The 15,205-nt window shown below is 48.0% G+C and carries 12 protein-coding genes and 1 riboswitch; of the genes, 11 read left to right on the top strand and 1 reads right to left on the bottom strand.

The window, feature by feature from the left end:
- Positions 1-224: 224 nt before the first annotated feature.
- Positions 225-1,952 carry a sigma-54-dependent Fis family transcriptional regulator gene (locus ACKKE8_RS30255; protein WP_409179226.1) on the top strand — a complete coding sequence of 576 codons (1,728 nt, stop codon included), beginning with the start codon at positions 225-227 and terminating at the stop codon, positions 1,950-1,952.
- Positions 1,953-2,456: 504 nt separating this feature from the next.
- On the opposite strand, the gene ACKKE8_RS30250 is transcribed toward ACKKE8_RS30255, so the two are convergent.
- Positions 2,457-3,731: a helix-turn-helix domain-containing protein gene (locus ACKKE8_RS30250; protein WP_409176244.1), complete on the bottom strand. Its 1,275-nt coding sequence runs from the start codon at positions 3,729-3,731 to the stop codon at positions 2,457-2,459.
- Between the two features lie 236 nt (positions 3,732-3,967).
- Between ACKKE8_RS30250 and ACKKE8_RS30245 the strand changes: the two genes are divergently transcribed.
- The 10 genes from ACKKE8_RS30245 (at position 3,968) to ACKKE8_RS30200 (ending at position 14,903) form a co-directional block, all read left to right on the top strand.
- Positions 3,968-4,813 carry a DUF6973 domain-containing protein gene (locus ACKKE8_RS30245; protein ID WP_409176243.1) on the top strand — a complete coding sequence of 282 codons (846 nt, stop codon included), beginning with the start codon at positions 3,968-3,970 and terminating at the stop codon, positions 4,811-4,813.
- A gap of 60 nt (positions 4,814-4,873) precedes the next feature.
- Entirely contained in the window at positions 4,874-5,104 is a 231-nt protein-coding gene (locus ACKKE8_RS30240) for a hypothetical protein (protein ID WP_007724549.1), read from the top strand.
- 421 nt (positions 5,105-5,525) lie between these two features.
- Positions 5,526-6,602 carry a tartrate dehydrogenase gene (locus ACKKE8_RS30235; RefSeq protein WP_409176242.1) on the top strand — a complete coding sequence of 359 codons (1,077 nt, stop codon included), beginning with the start codon at positions 5,526-5,528 and terminating at the stop codon, positions 6,600-6,602.
- A gap of 20 nt (positions 6,603-6,622) precedes the next feature.
- Positions 6,623-8,047: an aldehyde dehydrogenase family protein gene (locus tag ACKKE8_RS30230; RefSeq protein WP_409176241.1), complete on the top strand. Its 1,425-nt coding sequence runs from the start codon at positions 6,623-6,625 to the stop codon at positions 8,045-8,047.
- Complete coding sequence (locus ACKKE8_RS30225) at positions 8,044-8,814, top strand: SDR family oxidoreductase (RefSeq protein WP_409176240.1); 771 nt, start codon at positions 8,044-8,046, stop codon at positions 8,812-8,814. Before ACKKE8_RS30230 ends, ACKKE8_RS30225 begins: the two co-directional genes overlap by 4 nt.
- 62 nt (positions 8,815-8,876) lie before the next feature.
- Positions 8,877-9,932, top strand: coding sequence for a TRAP transporter substrate-binding protein (locus tag ACKKE8_RS30220; protein ID WP_409176239.1), 1,056 nt, complete (start codon positions 8,877-8,879; stop codon positions 9,930-9,932).
- A 64-nt stretch (positions 9,933-9,996) separates the two neighbouring features.
- Positions 9,997-10,464, top strand: a complete 468-nt coding sequence (locus ACKKE8_RS30215) for a TRAP transporter small permease (protein ID WP_409176238.1) — start codon at positions 9,997-9,999, stop codon at positions 10,462-10,464.
- A 7-nt stretch (positions 10,465-10,471) separates the two neighbouring features.
- On the top strand, positions 10,472-11,746 hold the full coding sequence (locus ACKKE8_RS30210) for a TRAP transporter large permease (protein WP_409176237.1): 1,275 nt from the start codon (positions 10,472-10,474) through the stop codon (positions 11,744-11,746).
- Positions 11,747-11,762: 16 nt separating this feature from the next.
- Positions 11,763-13,127, top strand: a complete 1,365-nt coding sequence (locus ACKKE8_RS30205; protein ID WP_409176236.1) for an FAD-binding oxidoreductase — start codon at positions 11,763-11,765, stop codon at positions 13,125-13,127.
- Positions 13,128-13,274: 147 nt separating this feature from the next.
- Entirely contained in the window at positions 13,275-14,903 is a 1,629-nt protein-coding gene (locus ACKKE8_RS30200) for a formate--tetrahydrofolate ligase (RefSeq protein ID WP_409176235.1), read from the top strand.
- A 139-nt stretch (positions 14,904-15,042) separates the two neighbouring features.
- A riboswitch (cyclic di-GMP riboswitch) is annotated at positions 15,043-15,143 on the top strand.
- Positions 15,144-15,205 lie beyond the last annotated feature (62 nt).

The following is a 15,205-nucleotide window of genomic DNA, read 5'->3' as shown; positions in this document are numbered from 1 at the left end:
CTCGAAATGACAGCGTTTTCTTGCGTGGAAGAGGGTAGAAATTGTTCCATAATGGATCATGTCGTGTTCCGTATTGGGACAAAAGAGTGGATATCTGTCGGAAAATGACCGATGACGGCTAGCAGCCAGTCGGACAAATGTGCTCGTGGTTCGACTGGTTTTTTCTATAGCAAAGACTCTCATGTTATACTGAGAGGGAATGATTTTTGGGGGAGGGAATCGTGTTGTCGACGATTGTTCAGCAATCTTGGAAGCGCTGTCAGGAATCGAGCCTCAAGGTTACGGAGAAGGCCAATGATCAAATCATTTCTGCCCGACGAATCAAAGAAATCATTCAGGATAATCACCCTCTGATTCGTGAAAGTCTCCCGCTTTTTAACAAGCTTGCTCCCTTTTTGTTATCGACAGAGCACATCGCACTCTTGTCTGACCGGGAAGGAAATATTATTCAAACGATTGGGGACCCGGTCTTCGCCAACCAGGCACAAAAAGTACAGCTGCAAATCGGAGCGAATTGGACAGAAGACTACAAAGGAACCAATGCGATTGGGACAGCACTGATCGCACAACAGCCGATTCAGGTACAGGGAGAGCAACACTATTTCTTGGAAAATCGCTTTCTTACATGCTCAGCGGCACCTGTTTTTTCACCTGTGGGTGAGCTGTTGGGCATCATTGACATTAGTACGCGTAAAGAATATTCCCATCCGTTTGCCCTAACAATTGCTTGCATGATCGCAGAGGCTCTGCAAAACCGCTTTTTGTTATCAGATGCGGAGCGCGTGATAGCCTTACCCGCTTCATCAAGCCGAGGAGACGGTCGAGGAAAGCTGGCACTCGTCGGCTTGGATCGGGACGAGCGTATCGTGGGTCTAAATGAGGCCGCGCAGCAGCAGCTCGGAGCGGAAGCTTTGGGAACAAGAGTAAGTGCGGAGCAAGAACATGTTGGTCGTAATGTGAAAGATCATCGCCCGCGTTTTTGGTCTGCGGCCCCCAAAGCGCAGCTGAAACCATTTCCGCGTCTAGCTGGTTCATGCCCGCTCTTTTTGCAGGCAAAGATGCTCGGACAAAAGGCAGCGCAGGTAGACTTTCCTGTGATCATTTTGGGGGAAAGCGGTACGGGAAAAGAGCTGTTCGCTCAAATGGTCCATGAGACAGGTCCGCGTGCGCATGAGCCTTTCATCGCAGTGAACTGCAGTTCAATTCCTGAAAATTTGATCGAGAGCGAATTGTTTGGATATGAAAGCGGATCTTTCACAGGGGCACATCGGGAAGGAAGAATCGGAAAGTTTGAAGCGGCGAAAAAAGGCACGATCTTTTTGGATGAGATCGGGGATATGTCTTTGCGTGCGCAAGCGGCACTTCTGCGCGTTTTGCAGGAAAAGGTCGTCACCCCAGTGGGGAGCAATCAATCCCGCCCCATTTATGCGCGGATCATTGCCGCTACGCATCGAAACCTGTCAGAGGAGATCAAGGCGGGACGTTTTCGGGCTGACCTGTACTACAGGCTCAAAGGGGTCTCCATTCATTTGCCGTCGTTGAAAAAGCGTAGTGATATCATCCAGGTGGCGGAGCATCTATTGCAGCAGATCAACACAGAACAACCGTACATACTGACCACCGAGGCGAAGGATAAGCTGTGTGCGTATTCGTGGCCGGGCAATATCCGGGAACTGCAAGGCGTGCTAATTCAAGCGGTGTTTTTGGCAGAGGGGGACATCATTGATTGCGAGCACATCCAGCTGGAGGGATTGATGGAAGCCGATACGCCTGAGTATTCGGACCATGCTATTCCTTCGTTGCGTGAAACAGAGAGAAAAGCGATCAAAAAGGCCCTCGAGAAAAGTGGCGGTAATGTCAGCAAAGCGGCCAAAATGCTGCAAATCGGTCGAAATACCTTGTACCGCAAAATAGAAGAATACCAGATAGGGGCACCGATTAATCAGGAATAGTCATAATGGGGTACATCCGAGATACGAGTAATTCTGGGTCACACACTTACAAAAAATGGTGATTGCATCTATTTGGAGCAATTTCAAAAAGCATGCTTTTTGAGGGCGACCGCCAACATTTTAACGGAAATATACGCTAAAGACGTTAAGCCGTATAAAAAGCCGATTTCTCTTACTCTAAGCGAATGACCGCTAAACATCATTATCGGTCATCAGCATGCCAGAAAACGGCCAGTTACGTCCGCTAAGGTCATCAGGAACGACGAAAATACATGTCCGCTAATGCTAAGCGTATAAATGGGGCAAACTGTTGGCGCTACCCCTTTGAACACAAAAAAACCCGACCGGAGTCGGGAGCAAATTGGCTTACCATGGGTCAGGATAGTGTTTTGCAATCGGAGGTTCTTTACTTAACGTATCTACCCCAACTGGTACGACAAATAACGCGGATAAAATACATAAAGACATCATCAACTTTTTCACGAGTATCACCCCCTTGCGGGTTTAGGTATTATGTACAGTATACAACATTTCCATTTTTTGGAGTATGCCGAAAGGTAAATTTTCCTTGTTAGCTGTATAGTACTCAAATATATACCCAATGCTTTTAATCGCTTCTTCCAATTTCATCATTTTCTTATAATACATAGCACTTTCTAATAAACTGGCACACCCCATATCTAAATCGCCTTTTTCAATGTAAAAATTCCCTTTTGCGCGAAAATATAAACCTAGATGAGTACATTGGTTCGGTGTACCAACGTTAGTCGGCAAAAATGACGATTCTGACCGAAAAATATCTACGACCCCCAACTCATCACCTAATCTTATATAAATATCCAGCAGATCATTTACCACTGGTAACTTTTCGTTTTGCGGGCGCATGTGCAAGCAATCTAATAATAATGGTACTGCCTTTTCAATATCATCCGTAGTCTTTGCGTATAATATAGCTCGAAGATATTGAGATTCTTTCTGTACATTTAAACAATCTAATTGTTCATACGCATCCAAATATACTTTAGCAAGAATATAGTCCCTTAACTCAATGTAAGCGATGATAATAGCTAGGTACGCTTTTGCTGTCAGCTCATCTCGCTTATGATCTTCATTAATACCTTTCTTACATAGATGAATGCACTCTTCATGACATCCTCGAAATAACGCATGCGAACCCAACTTATAGTAAGTCATAACCCTTTCATCCACGTGTAGATACGAAATATAGTGCAATAACTCCATACCTTCTATATACGACTCGTCCAATTTTTTAAAGCTATCACGTTGAATAAGATATTTCTGATATAACGACCTGGCTAAAAATACAGGAATACCATGTTCGCGCGAATACTGAGAAATCACACCATATATTAAAAATCGAAATTCTATATTTTCCGTGTTTCCCGCCAATTGATAAAGATAATCTAACGAAAGAAACGTGTTGCTCTTAGGGCATTCTAATAGCTTAGATGCGATTTTTTGCGTAAGAACGGCATTCCCCTGATTGATCGCCGTTTCCAGCAATAATTCAAACGTTTTAGTCCTTTTAATCTTATCTAAATATGGCATAACCGCCTCGTACAAAGATATATCTAGCGTTTCAGCTAATCGAATTACATTCCGCATATTTGGCAAAGTGAGAGAGTCTGTTTCGATCTTACTGATCGTGCCAGAGGATATGTCTGTTTTTATAGATAACTCCGCTAAAGTCAGCCCCGCCTCTTCTCGATACCTTTTCAAAACGCAGCCAAACGACGATCTCATTTCCGCCACAACCACAGCTATTAACCCCCAATGCAATTTCCTTTTTATGGATACTACTATAACACGTAATTCTATCGAGAAAATAATTTTTCCAGTTTTTCTATATTTTCTACAAAAAGGAAGTAAGGTAATTTTTAGAAATTATGTTACAATTTGGATAATCTACTAAGGAAGAGCTTTCACAACGGGCAATGCCCATTATAGTCAGAAGCGTAAAGATGTAGAAACATGAAAAGAGGGATAGAGAAGCTATGAAGAAATTTAAAAGAGTATTAGTGCCTTTTGTCGTGTTCTCATTATTAGTTGCTCCAGTGTCAGTCTTGACGCCAGCATCTGCTAAAAGTACAGAGAAAATCGCTGAAAGTATTGCCGAGGAGAAAAAGAAATACGAAAAATCTTATGAGAAAGTTGACTTTAGATTTTCAGAAAAAATTTTAGAAGAGTTGACTCAATATGAAAAGGATCACCCAAAAGCGACAGAAGATGAAATTAATGAACATTTTTTGGAACTGTGCGAAATATACAACAAGGATAACAAAAATATAAAGAACCTGGCTTCAAGCTCTGATGGTGATTGGGATGATTTCTATGATTATGCTGATGGAGTAGTTACACTGAATCCAAAAGAGCAGGCATTGTATGATCAATCGCCGTCAAAAGGATTTAAAGCTCTTATGGCAGGGAAAGGGGCATGGAATTATACAGAATTAGCTTTCGGTAGAAATGGTACTGATGAAGAATCAGATGCTTTTCGACATGCATTATGGAATATGTGGATAGTATGGGCAGTGAATGATAGTTGGGCAGAAAAGTGGACGAGTGCACACGAAGATGGTGCTTCCTATCAAAACAAAAAATCTTTAACATATAAAATGGATATGCACAATAATGAAGAAGGACGATACAAAGCAGCACAAGAGGGGATAGACAGTGATAGCAGTCGTTCAGACGTTAAAATTGCGATTGATGAGTTATACAAAAGCGGAAAGCTTAAAAAAATAAATAAACCAAACAAAAAAGAGAGTACCTGGACACTAGAGAGATTTACAGGTAAAGAAGAGGATTATGCAGATCAAGATCTTCCCCCTATTACGTAAGAAAAAAGAGAATCAGGAATAATCATTCCTGATTCTCCTTTTTGAAAGAAGGTGATATTTATGAAGAATAAATTAATCGTGTCTTTGGCTGCAACAGCAATAGTTGTGGTGCTAGTATTTGGATTTTTATATGTGGGGACTGGAAATGATTACTATAGATTTTCTGATGGAGCATCCTCAGAACAGATAGAAGCTTTAAAGAGTAATAAAATAGATTATATGATCAAAGAAGACGGATCTTTATGGATAAGAAGAAGTGATGAATTGAAAGTAGCACAATGTTGTACATAGTTATGTTGAGTAATGAGAGATACAACAGCAACCGGATTTATGAATGGTTGCTGTTTCTTTTCCATCAAAGGAAAGCCGTAGCACATCTAGGGGTACGGCCGAGATACGAGTAATTTTGGGTCGCAATCTTACAGAAATTGTAATTTTTTGAATGAAGTTTGTGGCATGGCAGGAGAATTCAATAAAATCATCATTTGGAAATAAAAGTAAGGCTATGTAGCTTGGCGTGAACAAATGTTGCAATGTGTGTTGCAACATTTTGTTGCGTTGTTTTGCAATGTCACCGGACGGGCGATGCATAGAGAGGAACGGATGGAAGACTTTTATCCGGTCAGGGCCATGATACGGAGCTTGGCATTAATCATGCAAGTGAATAGTGTTGCATAAAGTCAAAAAATTTAGATTTTTAGGAGGGAGACTGTTGCTCCACTATTCCATTGCAGTAATTCCAGGAGACGGAATCGGTCCCGAGGTCATGGAAGAAGGCCTGAAGGTGTTGGGAGCCATAGAAGAGAGTCACGGCGGCATTCGGTTTGCTCGTGATGTCATGGATTGGAATTGTAGCTACTATCTCCAACACGGCAAAATGATGCCGGAGAATGGACTCGATATTTTAAAAAACTATGATTTGATTCTGCTTGGTGCAATTGGTGCGCCCGAGGTTCCTGATCATGTTTCTGTGTGGGAGCTGATCTTGCCGATTCGCCGGGCATTCCAGCAGTATGTGAACCTTCGCCCGGTCAAGCTGCTCAAAGGTCTGGAAAGCCCTCTTCGCTATAAGGGGCATGCCGATCTCGATTTCGTCGTGGTGCGGGAGAATACAGAGGGTGAGTACTCCAATATGGGCGGGCGCATGCATCAGGGTACACCGTACGAAATGGCGGTGCAAAACAATGTATTTACCCGGTACGGCACAGAGCGCATCCTCAAGTACGCATACGCACTGGCGGAAAAACGTTCGAAAAAGAGCGTGACCGCGGCTACGAAGTCCAACGGCATCAACCACTCCATGCCGTTCTGGGATGAGATCGTCAAGGAAGTCAGTCAGGAATACCCAGGTATCCAGACCAATCTGTATCATATCGACGCGCTTGCTGCTTATTTCATCACGCGGCCGGAAACGTTTGACGTCGTTGTCGCGAGCAATTTGTTTGGGGACATTTTGACCGATCTCGGGGCGGCGATCGTCGGTGGTTTGGGCTTGGCCCCTTCTGCAAACATCAATCCGGAGCGCAAGTACCCATCCATGTTTGAGCCCATTCACGGCTCTGCGCCAGATATCGCGGGCAAAGGAATCGCCAATCCGATCGCACAAGTATGGAGCCTCGCTATGATGATGGATCATCTCGATCTGCCAGAGCTCAGTGCTGTCATCATGAACGCTATCGAAAACGTGTTGCAAGATGGCAAGGTGCTCACTCCTGATCTTGGGGGGACGGCGACAACAAAAGAATTGGGAGACGAAATCGTTCGCCACATCTATCAAACAACGCGATAAATATAAGGGAGGAAGAGGACATGGAAGCGAGATCGTATGATTTGTACATCGGTGGGGAATGGGTGAAAGCCGAGAGCTACATTCCCGTCCTTCACAAGTACACGGGCGAGTGCATCGCGCGTATTGCCAAGGCCTGTCAGCACCATGTAACAGAAGCGGTGGATGCTGCGTGGGAGACGTTTAAGGCAGACAAATTGACTCCTTTTCAACGATATAAAATCTTGCTGAAAGCCTCTGAGCTAATGGAGGAACGCCGGGACGAAATGGAGCGATCCTTGATTCGCGAAGTGGGCAAAACGCGCAAGGACGCGATGAATGAGCTGGATCGGACGATCAATACGCTGCGCTTGTCGGCAGAGGAAGCCAAGAAAATTCACGGGGAAATGATTCCGCTGCAAGCAACAGAAGGCTCGGAAAACCGTCTGGGCTTTACCATTCGGGTGCCAAAGGGAGTGATTGGTGCCATTACGCCGTTTAACTATCCCTTGCTGCTCAGCACACACAAGATCGCGCCAGCGCTAGCCGCAGGAAATACGCTGGTGGTTAAGCCAGCTACAGTCACGCCTATTGCAACCTTTCTGTTGGTGGAGATCCTGGAGGAAGCGGGCTTGCCAAAAGGCTATGTAAATATCGTGACAGGAGCAGGGAGTCAGGTAGGGGAATGGCTGCTGGATGAAGAGCGCATCGCCATGTACACCTTTACCGGGTCAGGAGAAGTCGGTCGCCGCATCAAGGAGCGGAGTGGCATGCGTCCCGTTGCGCTGGAGCTGGGCAACAACTCCCCCAATATCGTGCACCTCGATGCAGATTTGGAGCTGGCAGCCCGTCAAACAGCCGCCCGCAGCTTTCATAATGCGGGTCAGGCGTGCATTGCTGTCCAGCGCATTTACGTGCATGAATCGGTTGTGCAGGCGTTCAGTGACTTGTATATCTCGCATGTCCATCAGTTGAAGGTAGGGAACCCGGAAGACCCGGAGACGGATGTCGGACCGATGATCAGTGAAAAAGAGGCGAGCCGTACTGAGGAATGGGTACAGGAAGCGATTAGCCAAGGAGCCAGATCGCTATTGCCTGTCAAACGGGAGGGAGCTCTCTTCTATCCGGCTGTGTTGGTGGATACAAGGCCAGAGATGAAGGTGGTTTGCCGGGAAGTGTTCGCGCCCGTTGTTACGATCATTCCGTACAGTGACCTTGAAGATGCTTTTACACAAGCCAACGATTCGGAGTACGGGTTGCAGGCAGGGATTTTTACCCGTGATTTGAACGTCGCGATGAAAGCGGCACGGGTGCTGGAGTACGGTGGCGTGGTGATCAACGATGTATCGACCTATCGCAATGACGTCATGCCATACGGCGGAGTCAAAAACAGCGGACTGGGCAAGGAAGGCCCGCGTTACGCTGTCGAAGAAATGACGGAAGAGCGAATGGTGGTGATCAACCTATGAGTGGGCAAATTTTGCAAGGAAAAACGGCGATTGTAACAGGGGCCGCGTCAGGAATGGGCAAGGCCATTGCGAAGCTTTTTGCGGACGAGGGAGCCAATGTCATCCTGGCTGATTTGAACAAAGAGGCGGCAGTAGCGGTCGCGGAAGAACTACCACAAGGGAAAGGTCATGCGGTTCAAACGGATGTGGCAGACGATACGAGCGTCGCTGCACTCGTGAAGGAAACGCTCGAAGCGTACGGCTCGATCGATGTCCTGGTCAACTGCGCGGGTGTTCCCCAGGCGTTTACCCCCATTGAGGAGCTGACATTGGAGCAGTGGGATCGCATCATGTCTGTGAACACGAAGTCGATCTTTTTGACGACAAGGCATGCGGTTCCTCACATGAAGGAGAAGGGGAAAGGCAGCATCATCAATATCGCTTCGATTGCCGGGATCAGAGCCCGTCCGGGGCTGAATGCGTACTGCGCGTCCAAGGGGGCCGCAATCATGTTGAGCAAGGCACTGGCGATTGAGCTCGCTCCTTTTCAAATCCGGGTCAATGTCATCAATCCAGGTCCGGCAGAGACGCCGATGCTGGGTAAGTTTATCAATGGAGATGAAGCGGAAGTAGAGGCTGGGAAAAAAGATATTTTCATCAACAGTGTTCCATTGGGCATGTTGATTCAGCCGGAGGATATCGCGCAGGCGGCTCTCTATTTGGCTTCTGATCTATCCAAAATTGTCACGGGTGAGGTCATGAATGTAGACGGTGGAAGAGGGATCTAGTAAAATGAACTAAATTTTCATATTATTTAAAAAACAAAAGAATCAACAGGGGGTACTACCGCATGTTTCGGAAGAAGGGGAGCTTCGTGCTAGCGAGCATCATATCTGTGTCTTTATTTCTGGCGGCGTGCGGAGGAGGAGGCGGTCAACAGACTGCCCCGCCTGCGGGACAAGCCGGGGGGACAGAAGCACCGAAAAGTGACGGCCAAAGCTATGTATTCAAGGCAGGGCATTCATTGACGGAGGATCATCCATATCATTTGGCATTGAAAAAAATGGCCGAGGATGTCGACAAGCGCTCGAACGGAAAAGTGAAAATCGAGGTGTATCCGCTGAGCCAGCTAGGAGCAGAGCGTGAATTGACAGAGGCACTGACCTTTGGAACGGCGGATATGTCGATTACCTCGACGGCGCCCGTGATGAACTTCCATCCGAAGCTGGGCGTGCTGGATCTCCCGTTCTTGTTTGATAGCCGTGAGCAGGCATACAAGGTACTCGACGGACAAGTCGGGCAGGATCTGCTCAAGGATTTGGAAAACGCCAATCTGGTCGGGCTGGCATGGGCTGAAAACGGCTTCCGCCATATTACGAACGGTTCGAAGGTGATCAAGAAGCCGGAGGATGTGGCAGGGTTGAAGATACGCACGCAGGAAAACCCGATCCATCTGGCTGCATTCGAAGCATTGGGCGCGAAGCCGACCCCAATGGCTTGGACAGAAGCGCTGACGGCGCTGCAACAAGGAGTCGTCGATGCCCAGGAAAATCCGGCGATTGTCGCACAGACCTACAAGCTATATGAATCCAAGCAGACGCAAATGGCCTTGACCGGGCATGTCTACTCAGCGGCGATGATCTTGTTCAGCAAGCCTGTATGGGGTAAGCTCCCGGCAGATGTCCAGCAACTTCTTGCCGAGGAAGCCAAAAAAGCGGGTCAGTACGAGCGTGAGTTGATGATCAAGATGGAAGAAGAGGCGATCTCGAATATTAAAGCAAAAGGTGTAGTCATTACCGAGGACGTTGATAAGCAAGCTTTCCGCGATGCGATGAGGCCTGTCTATGACAAATTTTCCGGGCAGTTTGGCAAAGAGCTGGTGGATCAAATTGTAAATACAAAATAAACGGCAGAAGGGAGACGGGCCACTCTGGCTTTTCTCCCCTTTTTCCTGCGAAAGGAGATTGTGTGTGGGCAACCTGGTTTCCAAAATAAACAGCACCCTTCGTTTTTTCATCATTGCCCTTCTGGCTATTATGGTGATCGCTGTCTTCCTGCAGGTGCTTTTCCGTTTTTTGCTCGACCAGCCCTTGGCCTGGACGGAGGAATTGGCCCGGTATTTGCTGATCTGGATCACGTTTCTGGGATCAGCATACGCGATGTCGATCAAGGCACACATCGGTACGGAGTACATTCAAAAGTACTTGTCGCTTCGCATGAACAAGGTGGTACTGGTTATTGCCGCTTTGTGTAGTCTGGTCTTCTTTCTCGTTATGGTTAAGCAAGGCTACTTGTTATCTGCGAGAAGCATGACACAAACCTCACCTACTCTGCTCGTTCCCATGGGCTATGTATACATGGTGATTCCGATCAGCGGTGCCTTGCTCATCATGAACGTGATCCATGTGACGTGGAAAGACATTACCGGGAAGGAGTGACCAGATTGTGGGTACGATTTTGTTTTTAACACTGTTGGTGCTCCTGATCCTGAACGTACCGATTGGGGTGGCACTGGGGTTATCCGTCGTTGTCGTGTTTATGCTGGAGGGAAACATCCCTCTTCTGGTTGTCATTCAAAAAATGTTTAACGGGACAGATTCCTTCCCGCTGATGGCGATCCCGTTCTTCCTCTTGGCAGGAAAGCTGATGGAAACAGGCGGAATCTCCGCTAGGCTGATTCGCTTTGCGAATACGATTGTCGGGAATCTGCCTGGAGGATTGGCTATCGTGGCGGTCATGGGTTGTACTTTTTTTGCAGCGATATCGGGTTCTTCTGCCGCGACAACGGCAGCCGTAGGGGGAATTTTGATCCCGCACATGGTCAAAAAAGGGTACAATGTCCGGTTTTCTGCTGCCTTGCATGCAACAGGCGGAACAATCGGTGTCATGATTCCTCCGAGCGTGCCAATGGTTTTGTACGGGGTAGCAGCGAGTGCTTCGATTAGCGACTTGTTTATTGCCGGGATCGGGCCGGGCATTCTCGTAGCCATTTCGTTGATTCTGTACTCGTATTGGATCAGTAAGAAAAACGGCTGGGGTGGCGGAGAGAAGCATACGCCCAAAGAGATATGGGAGGCATTCAAAGACGCTATTTTGGCGATACTCATGCCGATCATTATTCTTGGGGGTATATACGGCGCCATCTTTACTCCGACAGAAGCAGCAGTGGTAGCCGTGATTTACGGTCTGGTTGTCGGGCTTTTCGTATACCGGGAGATCAAGTGGAAGGACTTGGGGGAAATATTCGCGGGCTCTGCCAGTATGACAGCGGTCATTATGCTGATTATCGCGACCGCCAATGCATTTGGCTATCTGATGACGAGGGAAAACATCCCGCAGGAAATTGCGCAATTTATGCTGGGGATTACGGACAGCACGATCATTACGTTGCTCATTATTAACATCCTGCTGCTCATTTTGGGGACGTTCATGGAAACGGCGGTTACGATCATTCTCCTGACACCGATTCTGCTGCCGATCACGAATTCTTTGGGTATTGATCCGGTGCTATTCGGGGTGATTATGGTCGTCAACTCCGCTATCGGTATGCTAACTCCACCGGTTGGGATCAATTTGCTGGTAGCAGGAAATATTGCGAAGCTCCAGAATACGGAGATTGAGCGAGCGGTGATCCCGTTTTTGGTCATCATGATCGTCGATTTGCTGCTCATCACCTACATTCCTGAAATCAGCTTATTCCTTGTCAACTTGAGCAAGTAACGGAGGGGGAACCAACGTGGATTACAAGCAAGCGTTAGTGGGACTGCTGGGGGAAGAACGAGTATCGACCAACCCCACAATACTGGAGCACCACAGCCATGATGAATCGTATCATACCCCGCATCTTCCGGATGTGGTCGTGTTTCCGCAGACGGCAGAGGAAGTCAGTCAAATCATGAAGCTGGCCAACGAAAATCGCATTGCGGTAACGCCGTTTGGCATGGGGACCAGTCTGGAAGGCCACGCGATTCCTTATGCGGGCGGTATTAGCATGGATTTTTCCATGATGAACCAGGTGCTGGAGGTGCGACCGAAGGATTTCCTCGTGAGAGTCCAGCCAGGCGTGACGCGCACCCAGCTCAATAAAGAATTGAAAAAGCACGGATTGTTTTTCTCCGTCGATCCTGGCGCGGACGCGACTTTGGGTGGGATGGCTGCTACAAACGCCAGTGGAACAACCTCTGTTCGCTATGGCGTGATGCGTGATCAGGTGCGCGATCTGGAAGTCGTAACGGCGGATGGGCGTATCATCCGTACAGGGAGCATGACAGCCAAATCCTCCTCAGGCTACCACCTTACTGGACTGTTTGTCGGGTCAGAGGGAACGCTTGGTGTGTTCACAGAGCTGACCTTGCGTGTTTACGGCATCCCTGAGGCGACAACGGCGGCGCGTGCCAGCTTCCCTTCCGTGCAGGATGCCGTCGATACCGTCGTGGATATTCTTGGAGCGGGGATTCAAGTAGCGCGAATCGAGCTGGTTGATGAACGTTCCATCCAACAAGTGAATCTGTACAAGGAAACGAGCTACCCGGAAGCACCGACGCTGTTTATCGAGTTCCACGGCAGTGAACAAGGGCTCGCGTATGATATCGACTTTGCGCAGAGCATTGCCGATGGACATGGCTCCACGCAGTTTCTTTTTGAAACCGATTCAAAGGCGCGGACGCAGCTCTGGGATGCTCGTCATAATCTGGCGTATGCCTTCCTGCACAAATCCCCAGGGAAAAAGCTGATGGTAACAGATGTTTGCTTGCCGATCTCCGAGCTGGCAGGAGCTGTTGTGGACGCGCGGCAAGCCATTGATCGCGCTGGGCTGGATGGAGCGATTGCAGGGCATGTCGGGGATGGGAACTATCACGCTATCCTGATGATCGACCTGAATGACCCCGAAGAAGTGGTGCGTGCCGAGGAAGTAAATGCCCATCTGGTGGAATACGCATTGAGTCGGGGAGGAACCTGCACCGGAGAACATGGTGTGGGTGTGGGGAAAATCAAATACCAGCGCAAGGAACACGGAGAAGCACTGGACGTCATGCAAGCCATGAAACAAGTGATGGACCCAAACGGCATTTTGAATCCGGGAAAAATTTTCGGGAAATAACAGAGAGCCTGCATTCTGAACGTTTGTCGGAATGTGGGCTTTTTCTTTTGCGTAATGTGTCGAGGAGGAGAGGAAAAAGGACGATTATGCAGAATGTAGAAGATTGGTAACTGGTGCATTACATTCTGGTGTGGCAGGGAGGCAAAAATGAGGTCTATTGTTGAAATTGCCAAGATTGCAGGTATCGAAGAACAGCATTTGGAGCTATACGGAAAGTATAAGGCCAAACTATCAGATGAGCTATGGGAGCAAGTGAAGGATCGCCCTGATGGCAAACTGATTCTTGTTACAGCGATGAATCCTAACCCGGCGGGAGCAGGCAAGACGCTCACGACGATTGGTCTGTCACAATCATTAAATTATCTCGGGAAGAAAACAATGGCAGCGCTTCGCGAGCCGTCCTTGGGCCCTTGCATGGGGATCAAAGGAGGCGCAACCGGAAGCGGCCAAGCACAAATTCTCCCGGCTGATGAAATTAACTTGCATTTTACAGGGGACATTCATGCGATTACAGCTGCGCATAACTTGTTGGCAGCGATGATCGACAATCATATTTTCCATGGCAATCCGCGTGGGCTCAATCCAAAGAAAATCGTCTGGAAACGGGCAATGGACATGAACGACCGCGCACTGCGTAATATCGTTGTTGGCCTTGGTGACGGCAATGGGATGACGCGTGAGGATGGCTTCATGATTACGACCGCGTCGGAAATCATGGCGATTTTATGCTTGAGTGAGAATCTGGCAGACTTGCGCGAGCGGTTGAACCATATCATCATTGGCTACGATTTCGATGATCAGCCTGTACGGGCAGAAGAAATCAACGCGGTCGATGCGATGTGCGTTCTCTTGAAGGAAGCGATTAAGCCCAATCTCGTACAGACAATCGAGGGAACTCCGGTCATCATTCACGGCGGACCTTTTGCCAATATCGCGCATGGGTGCAGCAGCGTGATCGGAACCAAGATGGCCTTGAAGCTGGCGGATTACGTTGTAACAGAGGCGGGCTTTGGTGCCGACTTGGGGGCCGAGAAGTTTTTTGACATCAAGTGCAGAAAAGCAGGTCTGACTCCATCGGCTGCGGTCGTGGTCATTACGGTTCGCTCGTTGAAATACAACGGCGGGGTAAAAGTACCTGATCTGGCAGTGGAGAACTTGTCTGCTCTGGAAAAAGGCTTCGAAAACGTCAAGCGCCATCTGGAAAACCTGCAAAAGTTCGGTGTGCCAGCAGTGGTGGCGATCAATCATTTTGCGACAGATACCCAAGCAGAGATCGATGCCGTCATTGCGCTGTGCCAAGCGGCTGGAGCCGAAGCGGCGCTCTCTAAAGTTTGGGCAGAAGGAGGAGCTGGCGGTGTCGAGCTGGCTGAAAAAGTGACGCGTGCAGCAGACCGGTCTTCCTCCTTCCGATTCCTGTATGAGGAAGACCTCAGCATTAAAGACAAGATTGAGACCGTCGTGAAAGAAGTATACCGTGGATCAGGGGTTGTCTTTTCGCCGCTTGCATTGAAAACGATGCAAAAGGTAGAAGAAATGGGCATGTCCCATCTGCCTGTGTGCATGGCGAAAACACCGTACTCCTTTACGGACCGCGCTGATCTGTTGGGGGCACCTGTTGACTTCACGATTCAAGTGAGTGAAGTGCGCATATCAGCAGGAGCTGGTTTTATTGTGGCACTGACCGGAAGCTTGGTTACGATGCCAGGCCTCCCGAAAAAGCCGGCCGCGGAATCGTTATATGTAGACGAGGATGGGCAAGTGATCGGATTAAGCTAATCAAAAAAGTTTGACAAAAAGCTGACAACTGTAAAAGGTTGTTAGCTTTTTTTCCATTTTGAGGTTTATTAGCGGAAAGTTATGGGAAATGAAAGGTGAGATTGAAAAAAAAGTGGACTTTCATTGAAAAAACAACAAGGAATGACAAAGGCAAACCTGCTGAAAGGCAGGGACGCAAAGCCACGGGTCTAAGGACGAAAGTCAAATGACTTTCGCAGCTAGGACAGCCGGGTTGCCATACCGTAGTCATAATGGGCTGTCGGTAGGCAGTCTTTTTTTTGTTGAAAAAAGAGAAGGGAGTA

Origin of the sequence: Brevibacillus fortis (genome assembly GCF_046196545.1) — a bacterium.
In the GTDB taxonomy this organism is placed as follows: Bacteria; Bacillota; Bacilli; order Brevibacillales; family Brevibacillaceae; genus Brevibacillus; species Brevibacillus fortis_A.
This window is presented reverse-complemented; position numbering and strand designations above follow the sequence as displayed.